This is a genomic window from Streptomyces sp. NPDC088706, from assembly GCF_044752765.1.
Lineage (GTDB): Bacteria > Actinomycetota > Actinomycetes > Streptomycetales > Streptomycetaceae > Streptomyces.
In genome coordinates, this window is the sequence record NZ_JBIVLW010000009.1 from 1 (window position 1) to 25,119 (window position 25,119).

The 25,119-nt window shown below is 71.2% G+C and carries 24 protein-coding genes and 1 pseudogene; 7 read left to right on the plus strand and 18 right to left on the minus strand.

The window, feature by feature from the left end:
- Positions 1–116 precede the first annotated feature (116 nt).
- Entirely contained in the window at positions 117–1,934 is a 1,818-nt protein-coding gene (gene ggt, locus ACIQAK_RS20870) for a gamma-glutamyltransferase (RefSeq protein WP_366390100.1), read from the minus strand.
- Between the two features lie 285 nt (positions 1,935–2,219).
- Here ggt and ACIQAK_RS20875 point away from each other — a divergent pair, with 285 nt between their 5' ends.
- A complete protein-coding gene (locus tag ACIQAK_RS20875) occupies positions 2,220–3,434 on the plus strand; it encodes an Ig-like domain-containing protein (RefSeq protein ID WP_366390099.1) in 1,215 nt (404 codons plus the stop codon).
- 122 nt (positions 3,435–3,556) lie between these two features.
- A complete protein-coding gene (locus tag ACIQAK_RS20880; RefSeq protein WP_366390098.1) occupies positions 3,557–5,152 on the plus strand; it encodes a CocE/NonD family hydrolase in 1,596 nt (531 codons plus the stop codon).
- A gap of 32 nt (positions 5,153–5,184) precedes the next feature.
- Here ACIQAK_RS20880 and ACIQAK_RS20885 read toward each other — a convergent pair whose 3' ends face one another.
- The 5 genes from ACIQAK_RS20885 to ACIQAK_RS20905 form a co-directional block, all read right to left on the minus strand.
- Complete coding sequence (locus tag ACIQAK_RS20885; protein ID WP_366390097.1) at positions 5,185–6,051, minus strand: amino acid ABC transporter permease; 867 nt, start codon at positions 6,049–6,051, stop codon at positions 5,185–5,187.
- Positions 6,048–6,692, minus strand: a complete 645-nt coding sequence (locus ACIQAK_RS20890) for an amino acid ABC transporter permease (protein WP_366390096.1) — start codon at positions 6,690–6,692, stop codon at positions 6,048–6,050. The genes ACIQAK_RS20885 and ACIQAK_RS20890 overlap by 4 nt, the downstream gene beginning before the upstream one ends.
- Positions 6,693–6,708: 16 nt before the next feature.
- A complete protein-coding gene (locus ACIQAK_RS20895) occupies positions 6,709–7,656 on the minus strand; it encodes a glutamate ABC transporter substrate-binding protein (protein ID WP_401369191.1) in 948 nt (315 codons plus the stop codon).
- Positions 7,657–7,672: 16 nt separating this feature from the next.
- Positions 7,673–8,416, minus strand: coding sequence for an amino acid ABC transporter ATP-binding protein (locus ACIQAK_RS20900; protein WP_366390095.1), 744 nt, complete (start codon positions 8,414–8,416; stop codon positions 7,673–7,675).
- 151 nt (positions 8,417–8,567) lie between these two features.
- Positions 8,568–9,008 carry a DUF6278 family protein gene (locus ACIQAK_RS20905; RefSeq protein ID WP_366390094.1) on the minus strand — a complete coding sequence of 147 codons (441 nt, stop codon included), beginning with the start codon at positions 9,006–9,008 and terminating at the stop codon, positions 8,568–8,570.
- 119 nt (positions 9,009–9,127) lie between these two features.
- On the opposite strand from ACIQAK_RS20905, the gene ACIQAK_RS20910 reads away from it, so the two are divergent.
- A complete protein-coding gene (locus ACIQAK_RS20910) occupies positions 9,128–9,907 on the plus strand; it encodes an SDR family oxidoreductase (RefSeq protein ID WP_366390093.1) in 780 nt (259 codons plus the stop codon).
- A gap of 8 nt (positions 9,908–9,915) precedes the next feature.
- Here ACIQAK_RS20910 and ACIQAK_RS20915 read toward each other — a convergent pair whose 3' ends face one another.
- The 3 genes and pseudogenes from ACIQAK_RS20915 to pcaC form a co-directional block, all read right to left on the minus strand.
- Positions 9,916–10,695, minus strand: a complete 780-nt coding sequence (locus tag ACIQAK_RS20915) for an exodeoxyribonuclease III (RefSeq protein WP_366390092.1) — start codon at positions 10,693–10,695, stop codon at positions 9,916–9,918.
- Between the two features lie 78 nt (positions 10,696–10,773).
- Positions 10,774–11,427, minus strand: a complete 654-nt coding sequence (locus ACIQAK_RS20920; protein ID WP_366390091.1) for an MBL fold metallo-hydrolase — start codon at positions 11,425–11,427, stop codon at positions 10,774–10,776.
- Between the two features lie 12 nt (positions 11,428–11,439).
- Positions 11,440–11,814 (minus strand): annotated as a pseudogene (pcaC, locus tag ACIQAK_RS20925) (4-carboxymuconolactone decarboxylase); the annotation flags it as partial.
- A 309-nt stretch (positions 11,815–12,123) separates the two neighbouring features.
- Between pcaC and ACIQAK_RS20930 the strand changes: the two are divergent.
- Positions 12,124–12,672 carry a hypothetical protein gene (locus ACIQAK_RS20930; RefSeq protein WP_366390090.1) on the plus strand — a complete coding sequence of 183 codons (549 nt, stop codon included), beginning with the start codon at positions 12,124–12,126 and terminating at the stop codon, positions 12,670–12,672.
- 447 nt (positions 12,673–13,119) lie between these two features.
- Here the strand turns inward: ACIQAK_RS20930 and ACIQAK_RS20935 are convergent, their stop codons facing one another.
- From ACIQAK_RS20935 to ACIQAK_RS20960, 6 genes are all read right to left on the minus strand, one after another.
- A complete protein-coding gene (locus ACIQAK_RS20935; RefSeq protein ID WP_366390089.1) occupies positions 13,120–13,716 on the minus strand; it encodes a hypothetical protein in 597 nt (198 codons plus the stop codon).
- 68 nt (positions 13,717–13,784) lie between these two features.
- Positions 13,785–14,951 carry an ROK family glucokinase gene (locus tag ACIQAK_RS20940; protein ID WP_015612388.1) on the minus strand — a complete coding sequence of 389 codons (1,167 nt, stop codon included), beginning with the start codon at positions 14,949–14,951 and terminating at the stop codon, positions 13,785–13,787.
- Positions 14,952–15,090: 139 nt separating this feature from the next.
- A complete protein-coding gene (locus ACIQAK_RS20945) occupies positions 15,091–15,930 on the minus strand; it encodes an ATP-binding cassette domain-containing protein (protein ID WP_366390088.1) in 840 nt (279 codons plus the stop codon).
- Positions 15,927–16,973: an ABC transporter permease gene (locus tag ACIQAK_RS20950; RefSeq protein ID WP_366390087.1), complete on the minus strand. Its 1,047-nt coding sequence runs from the start codon at positions 16,971–16,973 to the stop codon at positions 15,927–15,929. The genes ACIQAK_RS20945 and ACIQAK_RS20950 overlap by 4 nt, the downstream gene beginning before the upstream one ends.
- Positions 16,970–17,950: a sugar ABC transporter substrate-binding protein gene (locus tag ACIQAK_RS20955; protein ID WP_366390135.1), complete on the minus strand. Its 981-nt coding sequence runs from the start codon at positions 17,948–17,950 to the stop codon at positions 16,970–16,972. The genes ACIQAK_RS20950 and ACIQAK_RS20955 overlap by 4 nt, the downstream gene beginning before the upstream one ends.
- A 409-nt stretch (positions 17,951–18,359) precedes the next feature.
- Positions 18,360–19,115, minus strand: coding sequence for a GntR family transcriptional regulator (locus tag ACIQAK_RS20960; RefSeq protein WP_366390086.1), 756 nt, complete (start codon positions 19,113–19,115; stop codon positions 18,360–18,362).
- A gap of 132 nt (positions 19,116–19,247) precedes the next feature.
- Between ACIQAK_RS20960 and ACIQAK_RS20965 the strand changes: the two genes are divergently transcribed.
- Entirely contained in the window at positions 19,248–20,261 is a 1,014-nt protein-coding gene (locus ACIQAK_RS20965; RefSeq protein WP_366390085.1) for a Gfo/Idh/MocA family oxidoreductase, read from the plus strand.
- Between the two features lie 31 nt (positions 20,262–20,292).
- Here the strand turns inward: ACIQAK_RS20965 and ACIQAK_RS20970 are convergent, their stop codons facing one another.
- From ACIQAK_RS20970 to ACIQAK_RS20980, 3 genes are all read right to left on the minus strand, one after another.
- Positions 20,293–21,525 (minus strand): cytochrome P450, encoded by a 1,233-nt coding sequence (locus tag ACIQAK_RS20970; protein ID WP_366390084.1) that lies wholly within the window; start codon positions 21,523–21,525, stop codon positions 20,293–20,295.
- Between the two features lie 141 nt (positions 21,526–21,666).
- Positions 21,667–22,398 (minus strand): response regulator transcription factor, encoded by a 732-nt coding sequence (locus tag ACIQAK_RS20975; protein WP_366390083.1) that lies wholly within the window; start codon positions 22,396–22,398, stop codon positions 21,667–21,669.
- Positions 22,399–22,444: 46 nt separating this feature from the next.
- Positions 22,445–23,677: a histidine kinase gene (locus ACIQAK_RS20980; protein ID WP_366390082.1), complete on the minus strand. Its 1,233-nt coding sequence runs from the start codon at positions 23,675–23,677 to the stop codon at positions 22,445–22,447.
- 145 nt (positions 23,678–23,822) lie between these two features.
- On the opposite strand from ACIQAK_RS20980, the gene ACIQAK_RS20985 reads away from it, so the two are divergent.
- Both ACIQAK_RS20985 and ACIQAK_RS20990 read left to right on the plus strand, forming a co-directional pair.
- Positions 23,823–24,026, plus strand: a complete 204-nt coding sequence (locus ACIQAK_RS20985; protein ID WP_366390081.1) for a hypothetical protein — start codon at positions 23,823–23,825, stop codon at positions 24,024–24,026.
- 301 nt (positions 24,027–24,327) lie between these two features.
- A complete protein-coding gene (locus ACIQAK_RS20990) occupies positions 24,328–24,969 on the plus strand; it encodes a TetR/AcrR family transcriptional regulator (protein ID WP_366390080.1) in 642 nt (213 codons plus the stop codon).
- Positions 24,970–25,119: the final 150 nt, after the last annotated feature.

The following is a 25,119-nucleotide window of genomic DNA, read 5'->3' on the forward strand; positions in this document are numbered from 1 at the left end:
GGGGCCCCCGCCCGCCCGGTCGGGGACCCCCGCCCCCCCCGGGGGGGGGGGGGGCGCGCCCCCCCGGGGGGGGGGGGGGGGGCCCGGGCCCCGCCGCCCTGCTGCGTCCGGCCGGGTCAGCCCCTGCCGCCCGGCTGGACCACCATGGCCGAGCCACCGCCCCGCCGCACCTTCTCCGCCGCCGCCAGCCAGCGGCCGTCGGGCAGCCGCTGTACGCCGGTGGCGGCGCCGATCTCCGGGTTCTGCCGGAAGGCGTGGCCGAGCGCTTCGAGCTCGGCACGGACCGGGCTGTTCCACAGGTCCGGCTCGATCTCGGTGGTCGCCGCGTTGCGCTGGCTGGCGCGCGGCGCGGCGATGGCCTCGACGAGCGGCAGGCCGCGGTCGAGATGGCCGGTCAGGGACTGGAGCACGGTGGTGATGATCGTGGCGCCGCCCGGCGAGCCGAGGGCGAGGACCGGCTTGCCGTGCTGGAGCACGATGGTCGGGGACATCGACGAGCGGGGCCGCTTGCCCGGGCCCGGCAGGTTCGGGTCGTGCACCGCCGGATTGGCCGGGGCGAAGGAGAAGTCGGTCAGCTCGTTGTTGAGGAGGAAGCCACGGCCGGGGACCGTGATCCCGCTGCCGCCGGTGGACTCGATGGTCAGGGTGTAGGAGACGACGTTGCCCCACTTGTCGGCCGTCGTCAGGTGGGTGGTGTTCTCCCCCTCGAACGTCGTCGGCGCCGCCGTACCACCGCTCCCGCAGCGGGCCGGGTTGCGCGGGTCACCGGGGGCGACCGGGCTGGTCAGCGCCGCGTCGTCCTTGATCAGGCACCCGCGCGCGTCGGCGAACCGCTGGCTCAGCAGTTCCTTCGTGGGGACGTCCTCGAAGGCCGGGTCGCCCACCCAGCGCCCCCGGTCGGCGAAGGCGATCCGGCTCGCCTCGATGAGCCGGTGGAGGTAACGGGTCCGGCTCGCCCGCGAAAGGTCGGTGGACTCCAGCATGTTGAGCGCCTGGCCCACGGTCGTACCGCCGGACGAGGAGGGCGCCATGCCGTACACGTCCAGGCCCCGGTAGCCGATCTTCGTCGGCTCCTGCCGGAGCGTGCGGTAGCCGGCCAGGTCCTTGCGGGTGAGGTCGCCGGGGCGGACGGTCCGGGTGGCCCGCGGGTCGACGGGCGGCTTGCGGACCGTACGGACGATGTCGTCGGCCAACTCGCCCCGGTACAGCGCCCCGACACCCTTGCGGCTGAGCTCGTCGTACGTACGGGCCAGGTCGGGGTTCTTGAACACCGAGCCGACCGCGGGCAGTTCACCGCCCGGCAGGAACAGCTTCGCGGAGGCCGGGAAGTCGGCGAAGCGGGCCTGGTTGGCGGCCGTCTGCGAACGGAAGGTGGAGTCCACCACGAAGCCGTCCCGGGCCAGGCGCTCGGCCGGCTTCAGCAGCGTACGCAGGGGCGTGGAGCCCCACGCGTCGAGTGCCCGCTCCCAGGTGGCCGGAGTGCCGGGGGTGCCGACGGAGAGACCGCTGGTGACCCCTTCCTCGAACGGGATGGGCTTGCCGTTCTCCAGGAAGAGGGAGGCGTCCGCGCTGCGCGGCGCGGTCTCGCGCCCGTCGATGGTCCTGACGGTGCGTTTCTTCGCGTCGTAGTGGACGAAGTAGCCTCCGCCGCCGATGCCCGCGGAATACGGCTCGGTCACCCCGAGCGCGGCAGCGGTCGCCACGGCGGCGTCCACCGCGTTGCCGCCCTTGCGCAGCACCTCGATCCCGGCGGCCGACGCGTCCCGGTCGACGCTGGCCACCGCTCCCCCGTACCCCACCGCCACCGGGGACTTGGGCGGGACGGGATGCCGCTGGTCGGTTTCGGCGGAACCCGCCGGAGCGGCGACTCCGAGCGAGGCGAGGACGGCGAGCGCGGCCACTATCGACATGTTCCGGCCGACGGAACGGTGCATACGAACCTCCAGTAAACGGATCTCCGCGCAGGCTAGCCCGCGGGCACCCGGATCGTCAGGACCGCCTCGAACGGTTACCCGAATGACCGATGAAATGCCCGGCTATGACGGACGGGCCCCGCCGCGCCCGGCGAGGTCCCCCTCGGCCTGAGGGTGGCGGGCGTTCCCCACCGACGGGCACCGGCGAGGAGGGCGCGGGCGGAATCCGACATGGGGGAAACGGAACCCGGCAGAGGGGAAATCGCCTCTCACCTGTCGAGTCCTGTCGCCCTGGAGGTTTTTCCGTTGAGTTCCGCACGCCCGCGCATCCGTCGTACCGCTCCGACCGGCCGGAGCGCCCGGCTCGCCCTGACCGTCCCGGCGGCGCTGCTCGCCGCCGCGCTCACGGGCTGTTCGGGCGGTGGAGCGGCCGGTTCCGCCGCGCGGGAGGGTGGGGACGGCAAGGGGCCCGGGACCAGCATCTCGGTCAGCCTCCGAGGGGCGGCGGCCGTCCCGGGTGAACCGGTGAAGGTCACGCTGGCCCGGGGGAAGCTGAAGACGGTGTCGGTGACGGCGGGCGAGGGCGGTGCGCTGACCGGGAAGATATCCGCCGACGGCCGGACCTGGACATCCGAGCGGGCCGCCGCGCCGGGCACCGCGTACACGGTCGAGGCCGAGGACGCGGACGGGGGCAGCGACACGGCCACGTTCACCACCGCCGAGGCGGAGAAGGTGAACAAGCTCTCGCTGGCCCCGGGCAAGAACACCACGGTCGGCATCGCCCAGCCGCTGTCGGTCGTCTTCGACCACCCGGTGAAGAACAAGGCGGCGGTCGAGAAGGCCCTGAAGGTGTCCACCTCCAACAGGACCGAGGGCTCCTGGGGCTGGCTACAGGACTACTCGGGCAAGGACCGCGTCGACTGGCGGCCCAAGGAGTACTGGAAGCCCGGTACGAAGGTCACTCTGGCGGCGGAACTGAACGGCATCGACACGGGGGCGGACGGCGGCTGGTTCGTCCGTGACTACGCGACGACGTTCACCATCGGCGCGGCCCAGGTGGTCAAGGTCGATCTCGACGGGCACCGCCTGTCCTTGCACCGCGACGGCAGGCAGGTGCTGACGGCGCCGATGTCGGGTGGTACGCCGGGCGGCGACAAGGCGTCCTGGCGGGGCACCGCCGTCCTGATGTCGAAGGAGGGCACGATCAACATGCGCTCCGAAACGGTGGGCCTCGGCGACGCCTACGACAAGATGGTCGACTACTCGATGCGGCTGACCTGGTCGGGTATGTACGCGCACGCCGCGCCGTGGAACTCCGGCTACTTCGGCAACGCCAACCGCAGTTCGGGCTGTCTCGGGATGAGCGACGCCGACGCGTCCGCGCTCTACGGGCAGGTGCGGGCGGGCGACCCGTTCGAGATCACCGGCGCCGACGCCAAGGGCACGGTCGCCGAGGGCAACGGGTACGGCGCGTGGAACGTGTCGTGGTCCGACTGGCAGACGAAGAGCGCGCTGAAGTGAGCGGCTACTGACACGGCGTCCAACAATCGTTACCTTCACGCAACACACCCAGTAGTTACCAGCGGTAAGGAACTGAGGTTACCGTCGGGTCACTTTGCACTGACCCGCGTGAGGAGTGACCCGTGGTACGTCCGAAACCGGCACTGCGCACCACCGCTTCGATCACCACCGCCGCCGTCCTGCTGACCGGAGCCGCCCTCGGCGCGGCTCCGGCGGCCGTCGCCGCCCCCGCCCCCGCCCCGGCGAGCGCCACCGCGCCGGGCCTGACGTTCCACGACATCCCCGGCTCCGGGGGCATCACGCTCAAGGGCAATGTGGTCACACCGTCCGGAGCCCCGGCCGGGGCGAAGCATCCGCTGGTCGTCTTCCCGACCAGCTGGGCCATGCCGCAGATCGAGTATCTGGCGCAGGCGCAGAAACTCGCCGACTCCGGTTACGTGGTGGTGAGTTACACCTCGCGCGGCTTCTGGCTCTCCGGCGGGAAGATCGAGGTGGCCGGTCCGCCGGACATCGCGGACGCCTCCGCCGTCATCGACTGGGCGCTGGCGAACACCTCGGCCGACCCGGACCGCATCGGCATGGGCGGAGTCTCCTACGGGGCGGGTATCAGCCTGCTGGCGGCCGGGCACGACCCGCGGATCAAGGCGGTGGCCGCGCTCAGCGGGTGGGCCGACCTGATCGACTCGATCTACAGCGGGCGGACCCAGCACCTCCAGGCCGCGGCACTGCTCGGCGGCGCCGGGCTGATCACCGGCCGCCCCAGCGACGAACTCTCCCAGACGCTCCAGGACTTCCTCGGGTCGAACCTGGCCAAGGAGCCCGAGATGATCGCCTGGGGCGCCAAGCGCTCCCCCGCGACCTACCTCGACAAGATCAACGCCAACGGCGCGGCCATCATGATGGGCAACGCCTGGGGCGACACGATCTTCCCGCCCAACCAGTACGCCTCGTTCTACGAGAAGCTCACCGGTCCCAAGCGGCTGGAGTTCCGCCCCGGCGATCACGCCACCGCCGAGCTGACCGGCCTGTTCGGGCTGCCCAACGACACCTGGACGAACACCCGGCGCTGGTTCGACCGCCACCTCAAGGGCGAGCGCAACGGCATCGACACCGAGCTCCCCGTCCAGCTCAAGTCCCGCAACGACAAGGGGTACGAGGGCTACCCGGACTGGAAGTCGGTGGGCGCGGCGAAGAACCGCATACAGCTCGACGGTACGAAGAAGGTGTGGGCGAACGTCGACTCGGGCGCCAACGGCGGCATCACGCTGCTCTCCAACGCCCTGGACCAGTTCCTGAAGCTGCCGCCCACCGTCTCCGTACCCCTTCTGCCCCGCACCTTCGCGAGCGTCTGGCAGTCGGAGAGATACGGCTCCGAGCAGCGCGTGCGGGGGACCTCGAAGCTGCACACCACGGTCACCAGCACCAAGTCGAGCGGCACCTTCGTCGCGTACCTCTACGACGTGGGGCCGCTCGGTGTGGGCAAGCTGGTCAGCAACGCCCCGTACACGTTCCACGGGCAGACGCCGGGCCGGCCGTTCCCCGTCGACCTGGAGCTGTACTCCACGGCCTACGACGTCCCGGCCGGCCACCGGCTCGCCCTGGTGATCGACACTGTCGATCCGCTGTACATCGAGCACAACCCGACCGGCGCGCAGCTGACCTTCTCCTCGCCCTCCACGGACCCGAGTCATCTCTCGGTCCCGCTGCGCGAGAAGTGATCACCGACTGCTGCCGGGCGGGCAGGGCCCGGCTACTGCCCGCCCGGCAGCAGCTTCCCCGGCTCGGCCGGGGCCACCCCCACCGCCTCCGTCCTCGGATTGCGCCGCTGCCTTCGCGCCACCCAGGTGGCGAACCACGAGAGCAACATGCACATGCCGATGTAGATCGGAGAGATCACCATCACGACAGGGATGAAGGGAAGATCGTAGTCGAGATTCGACGCGATCAGCTTTCCCGCGTGGAGGAATTCCTCGTAGGTGATCAGATAGCCCAGTGAGGTGTCCTTGAGCGCGACCACCAGCTGACTGATGATGGTCGGCAGCATCGCGCGTACCGCCTGGGGGGCCAGGACGAACGTCGTGACCTGGGTCTTGCGCATCCCCAGGGCGTACGCGGCCTCCCGCTGGCCCCGGTCCACGGAGTCGATCCCGGTCCGGAAGACCTCCGCGAGGACCGAGCCGTTGTAGAGGGTCAGCCCGGCGACCAGGGCGGGCAGCGCCTGGACCTTCAGCGCCACGAAGATGAAGAAGATCATCACCAGCACCGGCATGGCCCGGAAGAACTCGACCAGCAGGGTGGAGATCCAGCGCACCGGCCGGTGCACGGAGAGCCGGCCGACCGCGAGGACCGCACCCAGGGCGAGGGAGAGGACGGCGGCGTACCCGAACGCCTTGAGCGTGTTGCCGAGGCCGCGCAGCAGCAGTTCCTGGATGCCCTGGTATTCGAAGGGGCGCCACTTCTCGGCGGTGAACTGGTCGGTGTCGAAGAGCAGGTGGATGATCCAGCCGACGAGGGCGAGGATCACGGCCGTCGAGACGATCCCGTACAGGAGATGCCGTCTGCGGGTCTGCGGCCCCGGGATGTCGTAGAGCGCGGAGGCCGAGGGGGCATGGGTCATCGTGCGACTCCCCAGCGCTTCTCCATCACGTTGAAGAGCGCACTGATGGTGAGGGTGATGATCAGGTAGCCGACGGCGATCCAGATGAACGTCCAGATGATGCTGTAGCCCAGCTCGTTGAGCGTGCGGTAGGTGCCGAGGAGTTCGGTGACGCTGAACGCTCCCGCGATCGCGGAGTTCTTGGCCAGCGCGATGAGCGTCGATCCGACGGGCGGGATCACCGAACGGAAGGCCTGGGGCAGGACGACGTTGTTCAGGGTCTGCCCGAAGGTCATCCCGAGGCTGCGGGCGGCCTCGCCCTGGCCGGTGGGCACGGTGTTGATGCCGGAGCGCAGCACCTCGCAGATGAACGCGGAGGTGTAGCAGCCGAGCGCCAGGACGGCGAAGAGCTGGAAAGGCAGCACCAGACCGAACCGGGGCAGGCCGAGGAGGACCGCGAAGAACAGCAGCGTCAGCGGGGTGTTGCGCAGCACGGTCACCCAGACCGTGCCCAGCACCCGCAGCGATCCGACGGGGGCGACGCGGAAGGAGGCCATCACGAAGCCGAGGGCGAGGGCGAGGGCCGAGGCGTAGACGGTCAGCTCGACGGTGCCGAGGAAGCCCTTGCCGTAGAGGGAGAAGTTGTCTGTCAGTACGTCCATGGGTGGGCCGTCCCCCTCAGTTCGCCGGGTAGCGGTCGATGGGCGGCGGGGTCGGCGCGGGCACTCCGGAGAGCCCCAGCGTCGCTTCGAACGCCTTCTTCCAGTTGCCGTTCTTCTCGTTCGCCTCCAGCGCGTCGTCGAGGGCGAACCGCAGCGCGTTGTCGGAGCGCTGCACCCCGATCCCGTAGGGCTCCTCGGAGAAGGACGTGCCGACCACCTTCATCTCGTCGGGCGCCTTGGCCGCGAAGCCGAGCAGGATGGCGTCGTCGGTGGTGACGGCGTCGACCTGGTAGGTCAGCAGGTTGTCGACGCAGACCGAGTACGTGTCGTAGGCGACGAGGACCGCCTTGGGGTAGTCCTCGGCGATGCGCTGGTAGGGCGTGGTGCCGGCCGCCGAGCAGACGGTCTTGCCGGCCAGGTCCTGGGGGCCCTTGATGTCGTTCTCGTCGGTGCGCACCAGGAGCCCCTGGCCGGCCAGGTAGTACGGCCCGGCGAAGCCGACGAGCTTCTTGCGCATGTCGTTGATGGTGTAGGTGCCGACGTAGTAGTCGATCTGGCCGTTCTGGAGTGCGGTCTCGCGGTTCGCGGAGGCGATCGTCCGGAAGCGGATGGTCTTCGGTTCGAAGCCGAGCGATGCCGCCATCATCCGGGCGATCTCGATGTCGAAGCCGGAGTACACACCGCCGGCCGGGTCCTTCTCGCCTAGGTAGGGCTGGTCCTCCTTGACGCCGACGATCAGGTGGCCGCGCCGCTCCGCCTTTTGCCAGGTGGCCGATCCGGGCAGTTCGAAGCCCTTGTCCACCCGGTAGACCGGCAGTGCCTCGGCCTTCGGGCCCTTCACCGGCGGGCTGCCCTCCTTGCCGCAGGCCGCGGCGAGCACGGCGAGCAGGAGGCAGAGTGCGAGGACCGCGGTTCGGCGGACCCCGCGGTCACCGCTGGTACGCGAATCTCTGGTACGTGACACGAAAGGAAGCCCCCCGTCAGTGCTTGAGGATCTTGGACAGGAAGTCCTTGGCACGGTCGCTCTCCGGGGAGGTGAAGAAGTCCTCCGGGGTGCGGTCCTCGACGACGCGGCCGTCGGCCATGAAGACGACCCGGTTGGCGGCGGACCGGGCGAAACCCATCTCATGGGTGACCACGACCATGGTCATGCCCTCCCGGGCGAGCTGCTGCATCACTTCCAGCACCTCGTTGATCATCTCCGGGTCGAGGGCCGAGGTGGGCTCGTCGAAGAGCAGCACCTTGGGGTCCATGGCCAGGGCGCGGGCGATCGCCACGCGCTGCTGCTGGCCGCCGGAGAGCTGGGCGGGGAACTTGTCGGCCTGGGAGGCGAGGCCGACCCGCTCCAGCAGTTCCCGGGAGCGCCGGTCGGCCTCCTCCTTCTTGCGCTTGCGGACCTTGAGCTGGGCCAGTGACACGTTGGCCAGCACGGTCTTGTGGGCGAAGAGGTTGAACGACTGGAAGACCATGCCGACTTCGGCGCGGAGCTGGGCCAGGCCCTTGCCCTCGGCGGGCAGGGGTCTGCCGTCGATCAGGATGGAGCCGGACTCGATCGTCTCCAGCCGGTTGACCGCCCGGCAGAGCGTGGACTTGCCGGAGCCGGAGGGCCCGATGACCACCACCACCTCCCCGCGGCCGACGGTGAGATTGATGTCCTGAAGTACGTGCAACTCTCCGAAGTGTTTGTTGACGTCCCTCAGTTCGATCAACGGATCGACGGCCATGCGCTGCCCTACCCACTTGTCGCTGTGTCGAGGTCAGCGCAAACTATCCATCCCGGAAAGGGACTTCGCACCCGACACGCGCAAATGGCGCATAAGGCTGCTTATCGCCCTTCGGGTCCGTCGGCCGAGCGGGCGGGTCCGGCCAGGGGCCTCAGTTCTCGGCCGACTCCGCGTACACCTGGGAGAGCTCAGGGCTGCCCGACATCGCCCAGTCCAGCCCGGCGGCGACGACGTCGATCTCCCGCCCGGACTCCAGCCGCACCACCGGCTGCCCGCTCGGCCAGATGTCCCACGCGGCCCCCGGGACGGTGCGCACGATGACCGAGCCCAGATAGAGGCCGGCGTCGTTGCCCAGCCAGGGCAGCTCCTCGGGGTCGTCGCGCCAGCGGGGCGGCAGCTGGTCGAGCGCGGCCAACGAGGCGGGGGTGTCGTCGAGTTCGAGACCTTGCTGTCCCACCCGGGCACGCAGCAGTTCGCATTCGGCGAGCAGCTCGGCCACACCGTCGGGATCTGCCTCGACGGCGGCCGCGAGCGCGTGCCCCTGCGTACCACCCTGACGCTTAAGCCAGTTGTCCAAGAAGGGGATGTTCATACCACTAGGGTCCCATCCCTGTCAGGTTCCGCACCACAGGGCGCGCGGGCCTCGGTGGCCGGGGCGGCCGGTCCGGGGGCGGCCGGGGCGGCCGCAAGCCGCCCTTCTAGGGTGCGGACATGAGTGCGCATACGTATGTGTCGGACCTGTTCTCGCTGGCCGGCCGGGTCGCCGTGGTGACCGGGGGGAGTTCCGGGATCGGTCGGGCCATCACCGGGGCCCTCGCCCGGGCCGGGGCGAGTGTCGTCGTGGTGGCCCGGCGGGAGGCCGAGTTGCAGGCGGCCGTCGAGGCGTTGGAGGCCGACGGGTGCCGGGCCGCCTGGGTGAGTGCCGACCTCGGGACCCCCGAAGGTGTGCGGGCAGCGGCCGAGGGGGCGGTCGAGGCCTTCGGGGAGCCGGACATTCTCGTGAACTGTGCCGGGATCAACCAGCGGCCGCCCCTGGGCGAGCTCGGTGAGGACGTCTGGGACACCACCATGGCCGTGAACCTCAAGGCGCCGTTCCTGCTGGGACAGCGGTTCGGGCCGGCGATGGCCGAGCGGGGGTACGGGCGCATCATCCACGTCACCTCGCAACAGGCCCACCGCGCCTTCGTGAACAGCGGGGCGTACGGGGTGTCCAAGGGCGGTCTGGAGTCGCTGGCCCGCTCGCAGGCCGAGGCATGGTCACCGTACGGCGTCACCGTGAACACCCTGGTCCCGGGGTTCGTGCTGACCCCGCTCAACGAACGGCTCGCCTCCGACCCCCAGAAGGTCGCCGCGCTCGCGGCCCGCACCCTTGTCGGGCGCAACGGGCTGGCGGAGGACTTCGCGGGTGCCGCGGTGTTCCTCGCGGGGCGCTCCTCCGCGTACGTCACCGGGCAGTCGGTCTTCGTGGACGGCGGGTTCTCCGTGCACTGACGGCCCGCTCAGAGGTCGAGGTCCACCACGACCGGCGCATGGTCGGACGCGCCCTTGCCCTTGCGCTCCTCACGGTCGACGTAGCTGTCGGTGACGGCGGCGGTGAACGGGGGGTTGCCGAAGGTCAGGTCGATCCGCATGCCCTTGTTCTTCGGGAAGCGCAGCTCCCGGTAGTCCCAGAAGGTGTAGGCGCGGTCGTACTTCAGCGGGCGGGGCAGGACCTCGCCCAGCCCCTCCCCCTCCAGGGCGGAGAGGGCCGCGCGCTCGGCGGGCGTCACATGGGTGGCGCCCGCGAAGAGCGCCGGGTCCCAGACGTCCTCGTCGGTCGGGGCCACGTTGAAGTCGCCCAGCACCGCGAACGGCGGCTTCCCCGCCGCGTCAGCCGCCACGGCCTTCCGCAGGGCCTCCAGCCAGGCCAGCTTGTACGCGTAGTGCGGGTGCTCGATCTCCCGGCCGTTGGGCACGTAGACCGACCAGAGGCGCACCGGCCCGCAGGTCGCGGAGATCGCGCGGGGCTCCTCCACCCCGTCGTACGCCGGGCCGCCCGGCAGCCCGGTGACGACGTCGGTGAGGCCGACCCGGGAGAGCAGCGCGACCCCGTTCCACCGGCCGGTGGCGTTGACGGCGGATTCGTACCCCAGCTCGCGGAGGGCTTCGGCGGGGAACTGCTCGGCCGTGCACTTGGTCTCCTGGAGGCACAGCACGTCGGTGCCGGTGCTCTCCAGCCAGGCCAGCAGCCTCGGCAGCCGGGCGGTGATCGAGTTGACGTTCCAGGTGGCGATGCGCATGCCGGTAAACCTAGCGGCTCCCACTGACAGTCGGCGAAACCCCGCCGCCCGGTCGCCGGGGGGGCGGGGTCCCGGCCGTCAGAGCCGCGTGACGCCGCCCGGGGCCAGCCGGTCGTGCTCCGCGCCGCCCAGGGCGCCGATCTGGTTGTCGTAGATCGGCCGCGCCAGATCGGTCAGCAGGGCGTCGTGGACGTCGATGGCGCGGCGCGGCTCGACCTCGCGTACGTAGTCGATGACCTCGGAGATCTTGTTCCACGGGGCCATCACCGGCAGCAGCAGGGTGTCCACGGGGCGCTCGGGTACGGTGAGCGCGTCGCCGGGGTGGAAGACCGAACCGTCGACCAGGAAGCCGATGTTGGTGATCCTCGGGATGTCCGGGTGGATCACCGCGTGCAGCTCGCCGTGCACGGTGACGTCGAATCCGGCCGCCGAGAACGCGTCTCCGTCGCCCACCGTGTGCACGCGCCCCGGGAACGCGGCCGAAAGCCGCTCGGCCACGCTGCGCAGCGTCCAGATCTCGGCCGCCGGATCGGCCTCCAGCCCCGCCCGCAGCCGCGCCTCGTCGAAGTGGTCCGGGTGCTCGTGCGTGACCAGGAGCACGTCGGCGCCGAGGGCCGCGTCGTCCTCGGAGAAGCCGCCCGGGTCGATGACCAGGACGCGCCCCGCCTTCTCGATCCGCACGCAGGAGTGGGTCTTCTTGGTGAGCGTGATTGCCTCAGGCGATGCGTTCATGTCTCCATCCTGCTACGTGGGCGGGGTGGTTTCCTCCTGGATCACCGACCGCGCGATGTCGAAGGCCGCCCCGGCCGCCGGAATCCCGCAGTAGACGGCGCTGTGCAGCAGAACCTCCTTGATCTCGGCGGGTGTCAGTCCGTTACGCAGAGCCGCGCGGGTGTGCGCGGCCAGGCCCTCCAGGCGGCCGGAGGCGACGAGCGCGGTAAGGGTGACGCAACTGCGGGTACGGCGGTCGAGCCCGTCCCGGCTCCAGACTTCGCCCCAGGCGTACCGGGTGACCAGCTCCTGGAAGTCCTCGGTGAACGCGTCGGCCGAGGCGGTCACCGCGTCGACATGGGCGTCCCCCAGCACCTCGCGGCGCACCTTCGCCCCCTGCTGGTGCCGGCGGACAGGGGAAGGAAGAACAGGGGTGTGAGAGCGGTCACAGTCCGTCGGGCGACCGTGTGACCGGCGTTCTCGTGCTCCGAAAACGCGTGCGTTACCTGCTCTTCACGGAAACCGCTGCCGACGCCCAGGACCCCCTTTACGGGGTGCCGCCTAGGGGCCTGTTAAGGGTACGGAAGGTGAGAGGTGAATGCGTAACGTAGCCGATGCCGGGGGAATTCGTCGCACATCGTGCCTTCCCTCATGACATTCGGTCCGAGCCGGCGGCTCTCACGCGAAAGCCGCTGAATTCCGACAAAGAGGGTTGGCATGGATGCGTTGACCGAAGCTCTGCTGGCAGGGGTCGACGCGGAGAGGATCGGGGAGATCGATCTGCCCGATGACTATCTGGCCGCGCATCTGCGCGTCGACGACCTGAACATGTTCGACGGATTACCCGAGAGGGACGTACGCAAATCCCTGCACGTGGACCGCGTTCCGCTGCCGGAACTCGCGCCGGACGAGGTCCTGATCGCCGTGATGGCGAGTTCGATCAACTACAACACCGTGTGGTCGGCGACGTTCCAGCCGGTGTCGACCTTCGGATTCCTGCGCCGGCTGGGCCGGGAGGGTGGCTGGGCGACCCGTCACGACCTCCCCCATCACGTCGTGGGCTCCGACGCATCAGGTTTCGTCGTGCGGGCGGGCGCCGGCGTGCGCTGGAGGAACAGGCCGCCCCGGGCCTCGACCTGGGCGGCGAAGGACGCGAGCAACTGGGTCTTGCCGCAGCCGACGGGACCGCGGACCACGGCGACCGCGCTGTGTCCCTTTTCGCTCCTGTCCAGCATTCCGCCCAAGCTGGCGAGCAGTCCCGAATGATCAGGTAAGCCGTCGGAAGGCCTCCGCCGCCCCGGTACCTCGACGCTAGGCGTGAAATTACCTATGGTGCCCATACTCGTTCCTTCCCCCCGCAGACGAGCAGCAGCGTCAGAGCATAGTTGTCGCCTGACATTTTCACTATTCAAATACCGAACACCTGTACTTGTCAACGAAAATGATCTTGGCGCATACCCGTCGATCCGCCCTCACCGCACCCGCGTCACGCCGATCCGAAGACCGGGACGGCAACGATGGATCTCCTCCAGGCCGGATCGCGTGCCGTGCATTACACCTGCACACAAGGTGAACCATGTCACAAGGGAATTGCGCCAGCCGAGGACCACGAAGATCAACTCAAGGCTTTACGTCAATATTAAAGAAATAGTCGGCACCGCCGACTGCGGCGCCACGGGATTCGACGGCACCCGGCCGCGCCCTCCCGGTCCGTCAGGGGGTCGCCGCCGATACGACATAGACGACAGGGCTCGCCGGGTCGGACATATTGACCGTGATGGTTTGGGTGGGGCGCGGCTTGTGGTTGGTGTGTGTGGTGCCCGCCCAGTACTCGCCCGGGCCGAAGTGCCAGCCGGTGATGTCGAGGTCCCGGGCGCTGATGTTGACGGCCCCGGGCTCCAGGGCCGCACGGCCGGTGCCCATGCCGGTCAGGAAGCGGTCGAGCCCGGCGGAGGTCGTCCGGAACTTCGCGTACATCCGGCTGGCCTTCCAGTTGTTCGTCTCGTAGTACTGGACCCCCAGGGCGTTGCCGGGGATCGGGATCTCGAAGATCCGGCGCTGCATCCGGGAGGGCCAGCCCTCGCGGAGACCCAGCGCCGCCGCCTCGGCTTCCTTGTCCTTGCCCGAGCGGCGGCTCTGGCCCGCGGAGATCAGCAGGTAGCCGGCCGGGATGCCGATCAGCAGCACGATGATCGTGGCCGTAATGAACCGCCGCTTGAAGACCCGTCGGCGGTCCTCGGGCGGCTTGCTCTCCCCGCCGCCCGGCGACTCGGACTGGGGCGGCACCACGGGGTGGTCGGCTGCGATCATGATCAGGGTGGTCCCTCGTGCTGCGGGGCGGGGTACGGAGGCTGAGACGCCGGGCGGGCGGCTGCGGTTCAGTCGACCGTGCGGGTCGACCGGGTGTTGCGGATGGTGCTCGCGGCCTGGTCGTAGATCTGCGCGTACCGCTCGTACCGCTCGACGCGGCGCCGGTTGGCCCGGCGGAACCGGCGGGCGACCAGCCGGGCGAGGTCGGCGGCGCCGACCATACCCGCCTCCGGGCCGAGCTGCGCCTTGGCGATCCTGGCCTCGGGGCGGTAGCCGCGGCCGGTGAGGTGGCGCTTGAAGGCGTCCCGGGCCGGGCCGATCAGGAGGTCGTCCGCCGCGCTGACGCCGCCCCCGATGACGAAGCAGGAGGGGTCGAGCGCGGCGGCCAGGTTGGCGATGCCGACGCCGAGCCACTGTCCGATGTCCTGGAGGAGTTCGATGCACATGGCATCGCCCTCGCGGGCCAGTTCGGTGATGAGCGGACCGGTGATGTCGGGGATGTTGCCCTTCACCCGGTCCAGCAGATAGTGCGCGACCGGGGAGTCGGCGGCGGCCAGCTCCCTGGCCTCGCGGACCAGGGCGTTGCCGGAGCTGTACTGCTCCCAGCAGCCCCGGTTGCCGCAGGGGCAGCGGTGGCCCGAGGGCACCACCTGCATATGGCCGAACTCACCGGCCACCCCGTACTTGCCCCGCTTGACCTGGCCGTCCTCCAGGATCGCGCCGCCGATCCCCGTACCGAGCGTGATCATGACGAGGTGGTCCTCGCCGCGGCCCGCCCCGAAGCGCCACTCCGCCCAGGCGGCGGTGTTGGCGTCGTTGTCGACCATGACGGGGACGACGAGGCGGGAGGCGATGGCGTCGCGCAGGGGTTCGTCGCGCCAGGCGAGGTGCGGGGCGAAGAGGACCTTGGAGCGGTCCGCGTCCACCCAGCCCGCCGCGCCGATGCCCACCGCGTGGACGTCGTGCCGGTCGGAGAGGTCCAGGACCAGCTCGACGATGGTGTCCTCGACGACCTTGGGGCTCTTGGACTTGTCCGGCGTCTCGGTGCGCAGCTGTTCCAGGATGTTGCCGTCGGCGTCCACGACGCCCGCCATCACCTTCGTACCGCCGATGTCGATCCCGACCGTGGGGACGCGGGGAGCGGTGAGGTGCGAGCGGCGTTCCTTGGTGCCGACGGTCTTGAGGACGGTGGCGCGGGCGGAGCCGCGGTGTGCGAAGTCGCGGTACGTGCTCATCGTCCCTGCGGGGTCTGGGGGGCCGGGCCGCTGTCGCGGCCGGCGGCGGACGGCGCCCGCCGCGCTCGATTCTGCCACTGCCCGGCCCCGGGGGCCGTCGGCCCGGGTGGGCCGCGCCGGGGCGGGCCGCCGGTCGAGGTCAGCTGCCGGTCGCGTCCTGGCTGCCCGGGAGGGTGGGCGTCGGGGTGCGTTCCAGCTCGTGGCTGAGCTCCTCCAGCTCGCTGCCGCCCGCCATCTGCCGGGTCAGCTCGTCCAGCGTGACGTCGTCCTTGGTGTGGCTGGCGGACATCACGCCGCGCTTGAGCAGGATGAACCGGTCGCCGACGAGGTGGGCGTGGTGCGGGTTGTGCGTGATGAGGACCACGCCGAGCCCGGCGTCGCGGGCGGCCGCCACGTACTTGAGCACCACCCCGGACTGCTTGACGCCGAGGGCGGCGGTCGGCTCGTCCAGGACGAGGACCCTGGCCCCGAAGTAGACGGCGCGGGCGATCGCCACGCACTGGCGCTCGCCGCCGGAGAGGGTGCCGATGGGCTGGTCCACGTCGCGCAGGTCGATGCCCATGCGCAGCAGTTCGGTACGGGTCGTCCCGCGCATCTTCGCCACGTCGAGGCGCTTGAAGGGGCCGGCGCCGGTGGTGGGCTCGGAGCCGAGGAAGAAGTTCCGCCAGACCGGCATCAGCGGGACGACCGCGAGGTCCTGGTAGACGGTGGCGATGCCCCGGTCCAGGGCGTCGCGCGGGTTGGCGAGGGTGGTCTCCTCGCCTTCGATCAGGAACCGCCCGGCGTCATGCCGGTGCAACCCCGCGATGATCTTGATGAGGGTGGACTTGCCGGCCCCGTTGTCGCCGAGGACGCAGGTGATCTCGCCCGCGTGGACCTCCAGCGAGACGTGTTCCAGGGCCTTGATGTTGCCGTAGAACTTCGATACGTCGTCCAGCTCGACGAGGGGGCCGACAGGCTTCTCGGTAGTGGCCGTCATGACGTCGCCTCCGCGCGCTTGCGCACCCACGCGTTGAGCAGGGTGGCCAGGAGCAGCATCGCTCCCAGGAAGAATTTGAACCAGTCCGGGTTCCACTCGGCGTACACGATGCCCTTGCTGGTCATGCCGAAGATGAAGGCACCGACCGCCGAGCCGATCGCGGAGCCGTAGCCGCCGGTGATCAGGCAGCCGCCGATGACGGCCGCGATGATGTACGTCAGCTCGTTGCCGACGCCCTCGCCGGACTGGACGACGTCGTAGCTGAACAGCAGGTGCTGTCCGGAGATCCAGGCGGCGAAGGCGACGCCCAGGTAGAGCCCGATCTTGGTCCGGACGACGGGGACGCCGACCGCGCGGGCCGCGTCGGCCTCGCCGCCGACGGCGAAGATCCAGTTGCCGAAGCGGGTACGGAGCAGGATCCAGGTGGCGAGCGCGACGAGCGCCACCCACCACAGGATGGTCACCTTGTACTCGACGCCGCCGAGGGTGAGCGTCGAGGCGAACAGGGCCCGGGCCGACTCGAAGCCCTCCATGTCGCCGATGGCCTTGGTGGAGACGGTGCCGCTGATCAGCTTGGTGAAGCCGAGGTTGAGGCCGGTCAGCATCAGGAACGTGCCGAGCGTGATGATGAAGCTCGGCAGCTTGGTCCGGGTCAACATGAACCCGTTGAACGCGCCGATGGCGAGCGTGACCAGCAGGGACACGAAGACGCCGACCCAGACGTTGGCCGTCATCTGGTAGCTGAACATCGAGGAGATCAGCGCGGAGCTGGTCACCAGGACACCGGCGGAGAGGTCGAACTCGCCGCCGATCATCAGCAGCGCCACCGGGGCGGCCATGATGCCGAGGACGGAGGCCGCGTACAGGACCGTGCCGAAGCTGGAGGCCTGGAGGAAGCTGTCGGCGACGATCGCGAAGAAGAGGAAGACGGCTGCCGCGCCGACGACCGAGCCGAGCTCGGGGCGGCCGAGCAGCTTGCGCAGCGGCGAGGTGCGGACGAGGCGCTCGTCGAGCTGGTCGGGCGCGGCGGTGGAGCCGCTCATCGGGTGCCCCGCTCGGTGAAGTCGGCCAGGGCGTCGGCGTCGTCCTTGGTGATGATCTGCGGGCCGGTCAGGACGGGCAGGCCGCCGCCGAGGACGTTGCGGTTGTAGCGGTAGAGCCAGAGCAGGTCGACGGCCTCGTACCCCTGGAGGTAGGGCTGCTGGTCGACGGCGAAGCCGAGCTTGTCGCTCTGGAGGCCGGTGGCGACCTTGGCGTTCAGGTCGAAGGTGTCGATCTCGGCCTTGCTGCCCGCCGTCTGCTTGGCCTGCACGGCGGCGTCGGCGAAGGGGGCGCCGAGGGTGACGACCGCGTCGATGCTCTTGTCGGACTGGAGCTTGGCCTCGATGGACGCGGTGACGTCGGGCATGTTGGTGCCGTCGACGTACAGGTTCTGCATCGTGCCGTCGAAGGTCTTCTTCGCCCCGGCGCAGCGCTGCTCGTGGCCCACGTTGCCCTGCTCGTGCAGGACGCAGAGCGCCTTCTTGCGGTCCCGCTCGTTCAGCTCGTCGCCGACGGCCTCACCGGCGATCGACTCGTCCTGGCCGATGTGGGTCAGGGCGCCGAACTCCTTGGACTCGGCGGAGCCGGAGTTCACCGTGATGACCGGGATGCCGGCCTTGACGGCCTTGGCCACCACGCCCTTCATCGCGTCGGGCTTGGCCAGCGAGACGATCAGCCCGTCGACCTTCTTGTCGATCGCGGTCTGGACGAGCTGGGCCTGCTGCTGGGCCTCGTCGCTGTGCGAGTAGAGGAAGTTGATGTTGTCCTTGACGGCCGCCTGCTCGGCGCCCTTCTGGACGATGTCCCAGAAGGTGTCGCCGTCGCCCGAGTGGGTGACCATGGCGAAGGTCCAGCGGGGCGTGTTCACCGCGGCCCGGCCCTCGGCGGCCTCGGCCGCGCGCTCTTCCGCCCGCTTGCCGCCGGTGCTGCTGCATCCCGCGAGGGAGGCGCCCAGCACCACTGCCAGCACGGCGCCCAGCGCACGTACCCCTGTCCGAACCCTTGCCACGACGCCGTGCCCTTCTGCTGCTGCTCGCTGTGCGCTTGACGGGGCCGGGGAGTGTACGCGGCCCCGGGCCGACTGCCCAGTATCCCCGAGCCTTGCCCGCTCCCGCCCGGGGGCCCGGGTCTTCAGCCCGTCCGGGGGCTCACCCCCAGCCCGTGCGGGGTGCTCACACCAGCCCGTCCGGCGTTTGAGGACGGAACCGTCGATGTGGGGGCGGTCGTCCTCGGGGGGAGCCCGATGCTCAGGATCATCTGCCTGCGGGCCCACCCACGCAAGGGTTCCGTCCTCAAACGCCGGACGGGCTGGAGGGGGCGCGCCGGCGCAAGGGTTCCGTCCTCAAACGCCGGACGGGCTGGAGGGGGCGCGCCCTGACGGGCTGGGTTCAGCGCACCAGTAGCTGGAACTCGAACGCGTAGCGCGAGGCCCGGTAGACGTGGGAGCCGAACTCGACGGCGCGCCCCGTGTCGTCGTACGTCGTGCGCTCCATCGTGAGCAGCGGCGCCCCCGGCTCCTCGCCCAGGGCGTGGGCCTCCCCCGCCGTCGCGGCGCGTGCGCCGACGGACTGGCGGGCGCTGTGCAGTGTGATGCCCGAGGCGCGCATCATCCGGTAGAGGCCGGTGGACTCCAGCTGCCGCGCCGGGAGGGCGAGCAGGTCCGGAGGCAGGTGGTTGCGCAGGAGGGCCATCGGCTCGTCGTGGGCGTAGCGCAGCCGCTCGACGAGGTGGACCTCGGTGCCCTCGGCGAGGCCGAGTGCGGCGGCGATCTCGGCGGTGGCCGGCTCCGTGGCGGTGCGCAGGACCTTGGTGGCGGGGCGCTGGCCGGCCGCCTCCAGATCGTCGTAGAGCGAGCTGAGCTCCAGCGGGCGGCGGACCTGGCTGTGGACGACCTGGGTGCCGACGCCCCGGCGGCGCACCATCAGCCCCTTGTCGACGAGCGACTGGATGGCCTGGCGGACGGTGGGGCGGGAGAGGCCGAGGCGGGCGGCGAGGTCGATCTCGTTGCCGAGCAGGGTGCCGGGGGCCAGCCGGCCCTGTTCGACGGCGGCCTCCAGTTGCTGTGCCAGCTGGAAGTAGAGCGGCACCGGGCTGGTGCGGTCCACACTCAGCGGCAGCGGCTGATCGGCTCCTTGTGCGGTCACGGGGCGAGCGTAGTTCGATTGTCCGGACAAAGCCATGGTGAGCGCCGCCGGTGGGCGTCGGGGCGAGGACTGCGGCGCCATTTGTCAGGACAAACGCTTGACATGATGACCGGCCGACGTCACCTTGGGGCCATGCGCATCGGACTCATCGGGACGGGACGTATCGGCACCTTTCACTCGGAGGTGCTGAGCCGTCACCCCGCCGTGGACTCCCTGCTGGTGGCGGACGCGGATCCGGAGCGCGCCGCCGCGGCGGCCACCCGGACCGGAGCCACCGCCGTCACGGTGGACGCGATGTTCACCGGCGGGAGCCGGGACCTCCCCGACGCGCTGGTGATCTGTTCGGCCACGGCCGCCCACGCCCCGCTCATCGCCCGGGCCGCCCGGGCCGGGCTCCCCGCGTTCTGCGAGAAGCCGATCGCCCTGGACCTGCCCGGCACGCTCGGCGCCCTCGCGGCGGTCGAGGCGGCGGGCAGCGTCCTCCAGCTGGGTTTCATGCGGCGCTTCGACGCCGGGTACGGCGAGGCCAGGGCGGCGGTGCGGGAGGGCAGGCTCGGCAGGCTGCACACCGTACGGGCCGTCACCTCCGACCCCGCCCCGCCGCCCGCCGCCTACCTCCCGCTCTCCGGCGGGCTCTACCGGGACTGCCTGGTCCACGACTTCGACATCCTGCGATGGGTGACGGGCCGCGAGGTCGGCGAGGTGTACGCCGCCGGGTCGGACCGGGGGCCCGCGATGTTCCGGGAGGCGGGGGACGTGGACACGGCCGCGGTCCTGCTCACTTTGGAGGACGGCACGCTCGCCACCGCCACCGCGACCCGCCGCAACGGCGCCGGCTACGACGTCCGCATGGAGCTGGCCGGCGAGCTGGACCAGATCGCCGTCGGCCTCGACGACCGTACGCCGCTGACCTCGGCCGAGCCGGAAGGTCCCGGTGCCCCGCCGAAGCCCTGGCCGGGCTTCCTGGAGCGGTTCGCCCGGGCGTACGAGGCGGAGCTGGACGCCTTCCTCCGCGTCGCCCGGGGCGAGCTGCCCAACCCGTGCGACGGGCGGGAGGCCCTGCACGCCCTGCGGATCGCCGAGGCCTGCGAGATCTCCCGGCGCGAGCGCCGCCCGGTGGCGATGACGGAGGTCCCCGGCGGGTGAGCGGCGCCGCCGGAGCCGGCAGCCGCCCGCCCTACCAGGCCACGGGCAGGCTCAACGGTCCCCGCATCAGGATGCCGGTGCGCCAGTCGAGCGACGCCGGGTCGGCGGTGAGCCGCAGCTGCGGGCAGCGCTCCAGCAGCGACCGGAGGGCGACCCGCACCTCGATCCGGGCCAGCGGGGCACCCAGGCAGTAGTGGATGCCGTGCCCGAAGGCGATGTGGCCCCGGGCGTCCCGGGTGATGTCGAAGCGGGACGCGTCGGGGAAGCGGGCCGGGTCCCGGTTGGCGTCCGACACGGCCACGAGGACCAGTTCGCCGCCGCCGGGGATCACCGTGCCGTCGATGTCGATCGGTTCGGTCGTGAAGCGGTACGTCGGTGTCTCGACGGGCCCCTCGAAGCGCAGGATCTCCTCGACCGCTGCGTCGATCAGCCCGAAGTCGGCGCGCAGGGCGGCCAGTTGGTCCGGGTGTGCGAGCAGGTTGTGCACACCGTTGGTGATGAGGTTGACGGTGGTCTCGTGGCCGGCGACGAGCAGCAGCCAGGCCATGCCCATCAGTTCGTCGGCGGAGAGCCGGTCACCGTCCTCGTCGGCCGTGTGGATCAGCGCGCTCATCAAGTCGTCACCCGGCCGCGCCCGTTTGTCCTGGAGCAGCCGGGACAGATAGCCGGCCATGGCCTGGGTGGAGGCCGCGCGCTTCGAGGCATCGACCGAGGAGACCGCCTGGTTGGACCACTCACGGAAGGCCCTCCGGTCCAGGAAGGGCACGCCGAGCAGCTCGCAGATGACGTTCATCGGCAGCGGGTAGGAGAGCGCCTCGACGAGATCGGCCCGCCGGTCGGGTGCCGCGAGCATCCGCTCCAGCAGTTCGTCGGTCATCTCCTGGATGCGTGGGGCCAGTTGCTCCATCCGGCGGGGGGTGAACTCCCGGGCGACCAGCTTGCGCAGCCGGGTGTGGTCGGGTGCGTCGCTGCTGAGCATCGAGGTGCCCGCGGACACCTTGGTGACGCCGAGCGCGGGCGAGGCCTTGGCCCACTGCTTGGAGAGCCGCTGGTCGGCCAGGAGCGTCCGCCCGGCCTCGTACCCCACGACGAGCCAGGCGTGGGTGCCCTCGGGGATGCGGACCCGGTGGACCGGGCCCTTGGCCCGTAACGCGGCGTAGAGCGGATACGGGTCGCGGGTGAAGTCGTCGCCGAGCGCGGCGAGATCGACCAGGGCGTCGGTTCCTGAGGTCGCTTCGGTGGTCACCAGGTACCCCTTCTCCATCGATGGGTGTGGGAGCGGGAAGGCCCGCCGGCGCACCGGAAGCCGCCTGCCCCTCCGCGACCGGACGGCCGCGCTCCGTCCGCTCGCCGCGGACCACGTGCACCGGGCCCTCGGCGCGCGGCTCCGTAGGCCGCTCCCCCCTCAGCGTAGGCCGCCGCTCTCCCCGCCGTCCGTGTCGAGCAGCCCGGCATCGTGGACCAACAGGGCGATCTGCACCCGGTTGTTCAGGTCGAGTCTGGCCAGAATCCGCGAGACGTGGGTCTTGACGGTGGCCACGCTGAGGTAGAGCTCGCCCGCGATCTCCGCGTTGGAATGCCCGCGCCCGACCGCGACCGCCACCGCCCTCTCGCGCTCCGCCAGCTCCGCGAACCGCCTGCGGGCCCGCTCGGCCCGGCTGGTGCGGTCGTCCCGCGCACCTCCCGCGGCACGGGCCATGAGCTGCCGGGTGACGGCGGGCGAGAGCACCGGGTCGCCGGCGGCGACCCGGCGGACCGAGTCCACGATCCTGGCGGGCGGGGTGTCCTTCAGGACGAATCCCGCCGCTCCGGCGCGGATGGCCCGCAGCACCTGCTCGTCGGCGTGGAATGTGGTGAGGACGACGACTTCGGGTGCGTCGGGGCGGCGGCGCAGCTCCTCGGTCGCGGTGAGCCCGTCCATGCCGGGCATCCGGATGTCCATCAGGACGACGTCGGGGCGCAGCCGTTCGACCAGGCCGGCGACCTCGCTGCCGTCCGCGCCCTCCCCCACGATGTCGATGTCGTCGGCCCCGCCCAGCATCAGGGTGAGCCCGGCCCGCACGAGCGGGTCGTCGTCGACGATGAGCAGCCGGACGGGCCGGGGCGCGGAGGGGGCGGTCGACGCCGGGGTGTTCATGACGGCCACCGTAGCCAGTGGCTCCCGCGCGGCCGGCTCCCCCGCCTCATCCGGCGGGCCACGGCAGCCGGGCCCGCACCACGAAGCCGCCCTGGGGCGTGGGGCCGTGGTCCAGCCGTCCCCCGGCGAGCGTGGCCCGTTCGGTGAGGCCGATGAGCCCCTGGCCGGAGCCGGGTACCCGCTCGAAGGGTTCGGTGGGGGCCGGGTTCGCCACCTCGATGGTGAGGCCGTCCCCGGGCCCGCCGGTCACGGTGATGGTGACCTCGGCGCCCGGGGCGTGCTTGCGGGCGTTGGTCAGACACTCCTGGGCGATGCGGTACACCGTGCGGCCGGAGGCGGCGGGGGCGTCCGCCGGGGCGGCGACGCGCTGGTCGACGGTGACCTTCATGCCCGCCTGGCGGGACTCGTCGACCAGGGCGCCCAGGGTGGTGAGGGTGGGCTGCGGCCGCTCGCCCTCACCGGTGTCCCCGGGGCCGCGCAGCACGCCGATGATCTCCCGTAGGTCCTGGAGCGCCTCGTGGGCGCTGTCCCGGATGACGCCGGCGGCCCGGGCGATCTCGGCGGCCGGGGCGTCGGGCCGGAACTCCAGGGCACCGGCGTGGACGCTGAGCAGGGTGAGCCGGTGGGCGAGGACGTCGTGCATCTCCCGGGCGATGGCCTCCCGGGCCAGCCGCTGGGCCTGTTCGGCGCGGAGCTCCGCCTCGGCCTCGGCGCGGCGGGCCCGTTCGCGGAGCGTGTGCACGAGCTGGCGCCGGGACCGTACGACCATGCCCCAACTGAGCACCAGCAGGATCAGCAGGACCCCGAAGAGGAGCGAGGCGACGAAGCCGGTCTGCGGGTCGGGGCGCAGGAACGGCTGGAGGGGCGCCACGATCAGCGCGCCCGCACCGACGCTCGCCACCGGCTTGAACGGGCGGTGGACGGCCAGGCTGAACAGGGCGACCAGCAGGGCGCCGCCCGCGACGGGCTCCACGATGGACAGGACGGTCAGGGCGACGGCGAGCGGGACGGGCCAGCGCCGCCGGAGCCAGAGAGCGCAGCAGGCGGCGGCGCCGATCACCGAGTCGGCGAGGATCACCGGGGCCGGGGTCGAGCCCTCGGCGTCGATCGCGGCGAGGGCGAGCAGGGCGATGCCCGCAGCGCAGAGGAAGGCCGCGAGGTCGACGGCCCAGTCGCGTACGGTCCGCCGCGACCGCGACCGGGTCCGGGGCCGGTCGCCGGGCAGCTCGGGATCGGCCATCGCCGAGGGGAGCAGCCAGCGGTACTCGGTGCGCGTCATATCGACAAAGTTACGCAGCCGGGTGGCCGGGACGGGCCCCGCGCGGCACGGGAGCGACCAAAGTCGGCGGGCCGGCTACTTTCGGCGCGGCCGAGGGGTCTTATGGCCGACGCGGCGGGGGCGGGGCGGGCGGGAGCCTCGGCCCATGAAGAAATTCGTCGAGTCGGTCGGGTTCCTCGTCTTCGCCCAGGGCGTCGGCGGGCTGCTGTACGAGTGGACCGGTTGGTTCCGGCTGTGGGCGGTGGTGCGGCATGTCGACTTCCTCGACGCCCGCTCGGTGTTCGTCAACATCGTGCTGGTGGTGACGGGGATCGTCGTGATGGCCGCGGCGGACGCGATCAGGACCTGATCAGCCGTCCGTCCTGCCTGCGCGGTCCGCCTGTGCCGCGCTGCGGCGCCCCCGGTGATGGTGATGCCCCGGGCGGCGAGGCGGCTCACACGCGGAACGATCACGCTACGCGCCGGGCACGGCGGAAAGGAACACCTGTCCCACGGGCCGGAATCCGGCCGGATCATCCGCCGGTATCGCCCGTGGTCAGGAGCGGACCCGCCGGTGGACGGGACGGACGGCCGGGCGGCGGGTGGTCCGGCGGCACCTTCGGCCGTCCCTAGAATGACGCCTCGATAACTCTGAGGTACGGAGTGGTCACATGGCGGCAGTACGGCTGGACGGGCGGGTCGAGCGGGGCAACCAGACGCGGCAGCTGATCCTGGGACGCGCGGTGCAGATCGCCTCGGTGGAGGGGCTGGAAGGCCTCTCCCTGGGGCGGCTGGCGACCGAGCTGAAGATCAGCAAGAGCGGGGTCTTCGCCCTCTTCGGGTCGAAGGAGGAGCTGCAGCTCGCCACCGTGCGCGCCGCGGTCGTGGTCTACGTCGACCATGTGCTGCGCCCGACCCGCTCGGTGCCTCCGGGGATCGGCCGGATCTGGCGGATGTGCGAGGCGTGGATCGCGTACTCCCGGGAGCGGGTCTTCCGGGGCGGCTGCTTCTTCTACGCCGCCACCGCCGAGTTCGACGCCCGCGGCGGCAAGGTGCACGACGCGCTGGCCGCGGCGCAGACCGGCTGGGTCACCTTCGTGGAGGAGACGATCGAGGAGGCGCGGGTCACGGGCGAGCTGGCCGGGGAGACCGACGTACGGCAGCTGGCCTTCGAGGTGATCGCCTTCCTCGAACTGGCCAACGCGGAGTCGGTGCTCCAGAACAACAGCCTCGGGTACGCCAAGGCGGCGCGGGCGATCCTGCTGCGGTTGCGGGCGGCGGCGACGGAGACCGCGCGGCTGCCGGTGCTGTAGCGGTCCCGGCGTGGGCCTCGGCTTCGGCGTGCGTGAGCTACGGCTTCGGCGTGCGTGAGCTACGGCTTCGGCGTGCGTGAGCTACGGCTTCGGCGTGCGTGAGCTACGGCTTCGGCGTGCGTGAGCTACGGCCGGGACGGGGGATGCACG

Bases quoted from the DNA above. Each gene is read 5' to 3' on its own strand.
- ACIQAK_RS20890 (WP_366390096.1), bottom strand. From the start codon at position 6,692: ATGGACGTACTGACAGACAACTTCTCCCTCTACGGCAAGGGCTTCCTC.
- ACIQAK_RS20985 (WP_366390081.1), top strand. From the start codon at position 23,823: ATGAAGAAATTCGTCGAGTCGGTCGGGTTCCTCGTCTTCGCCCAGGGC.
- ACIQAK_RS20885 (WP_366390097.1), bottom strand. From the start codon at position 6,051: ATGACCCATGCCCCCTCGGCCTCCGCGCTCTACGACATCCCGGGGCCG.
- ACIQAK_RS20965 (WP_366390085.1), top strand. From the start codon at position 19,248: ATGCGCATCGGACTCATCGGGACGGGACGTATCGGCACCTTTCACTCG.
- ACIQAK_RS20950 (WP_366390087.1), bottom strand. From the start codon at position 16,973: ATGAGCGGCTCCACCGCCGCGCCCGACCAGCTCGACGAGCGCCTCGTC.
- ACIQAK_RS20990 (WP_366390080.1), top strand. From the start codon at position 24,328: ATGGCGGCAGTACGGCTGGACGGGCGGGTCGAGCGGGGCAACCAGACG.
- ACIQAK_RS20980 (WP_366390082.1), bottom strand. From the start codon at position 23,677: ATGACGCGCACCGAGTACCGCTGGCTGCTCCCCTCGGCGATGGCCGAT.
- ACIQAK_RS20970 (WP_366390084.1), bottom strand. From the start codon at position 21,525: ATGGAGAAGGGGTACCTGGTGACCACCGAAGCGACCTCAGGAACCGAC.
- ACIQAK_RS20900 (WP_366390095.1), bottom strand. From the start codon at position 8,416: ATGGCCGTCGATCCGTTGATCGAACTGAGGGACGTCAACAAACACTTC.
- ACIQAK_RS20905 (WP_366390094.1), bottom strand. From the start codon at position 9,008: ATGAACATCCCCTTCTTGGACAACTGGCTTAAGCGTCAGGGTGGTACG.
- ggt (WP_366390100.1), bottom strand. From the start codon at position 1,934: ATGCACCGTTCCGTCGGCCGGAACATGTCGATAGTGGCCGCGCTCGCC.
- ACIQAK_RS20945 (WP_366390088.1), bottom strand. From the start codon at position 15,930: ATGACGGCCACTACCGAGAAGCCTGTCGGCCCCCTCGTCGAGCTGGAC.
- ACIQAK_RS20910 (WP_366390093.1), top strand. From the start codon at position 9,128: ATGAGTGCGCATACGTATGTGTCGGACCTGTTCTCGCTGGCCGGCCGG.
- ACIQAK_RS20930 (WP_366390090.1), top strand. From the start codon at position 12,124: ATGGATGCGTTGACCGAAGCTCTGCTGGCAGGGGTCGACGCGGAGAGG.
- ACIQAK_RS20940 (WP_015612388.1), bottom strand. From the start codon at position 14,951: ATGAGCACGTACCGCGACTTCGCACACCGCGGCTCCGCCCGCGCCACC.
- ACIQAK_RS20915 (WP_366390092.1), bottom strand. From the start codon at position 10,695: ATGCGCATCGCCACCTGGAACGTCAACTCGATCACCGCCCGGCTGCCG.
- ACIQAK_RS20975 (WP_366390083.1), bottom strand. From the start codon at position 22,398: ATGAACACCCCGGCGTCGACCGCCCCCTCCGCGCCCCGGCCCGTCCGG.
- ACIQAK_RS20920 (WP_366390091.1), bottom strand. From the start codon at position 11,427: ATGAACGCATCGCCTGAGGCAATCACGCTCACCAAGAAGACCCACTCC.
- ACIQAK_RS20935 (WP_366390089.1), bottom strand. From the start codon at position 13,716: ATGATCGCAGCCGACCACCCCGTGGTGCCGCCCCAGTCCGAGTCGCCG.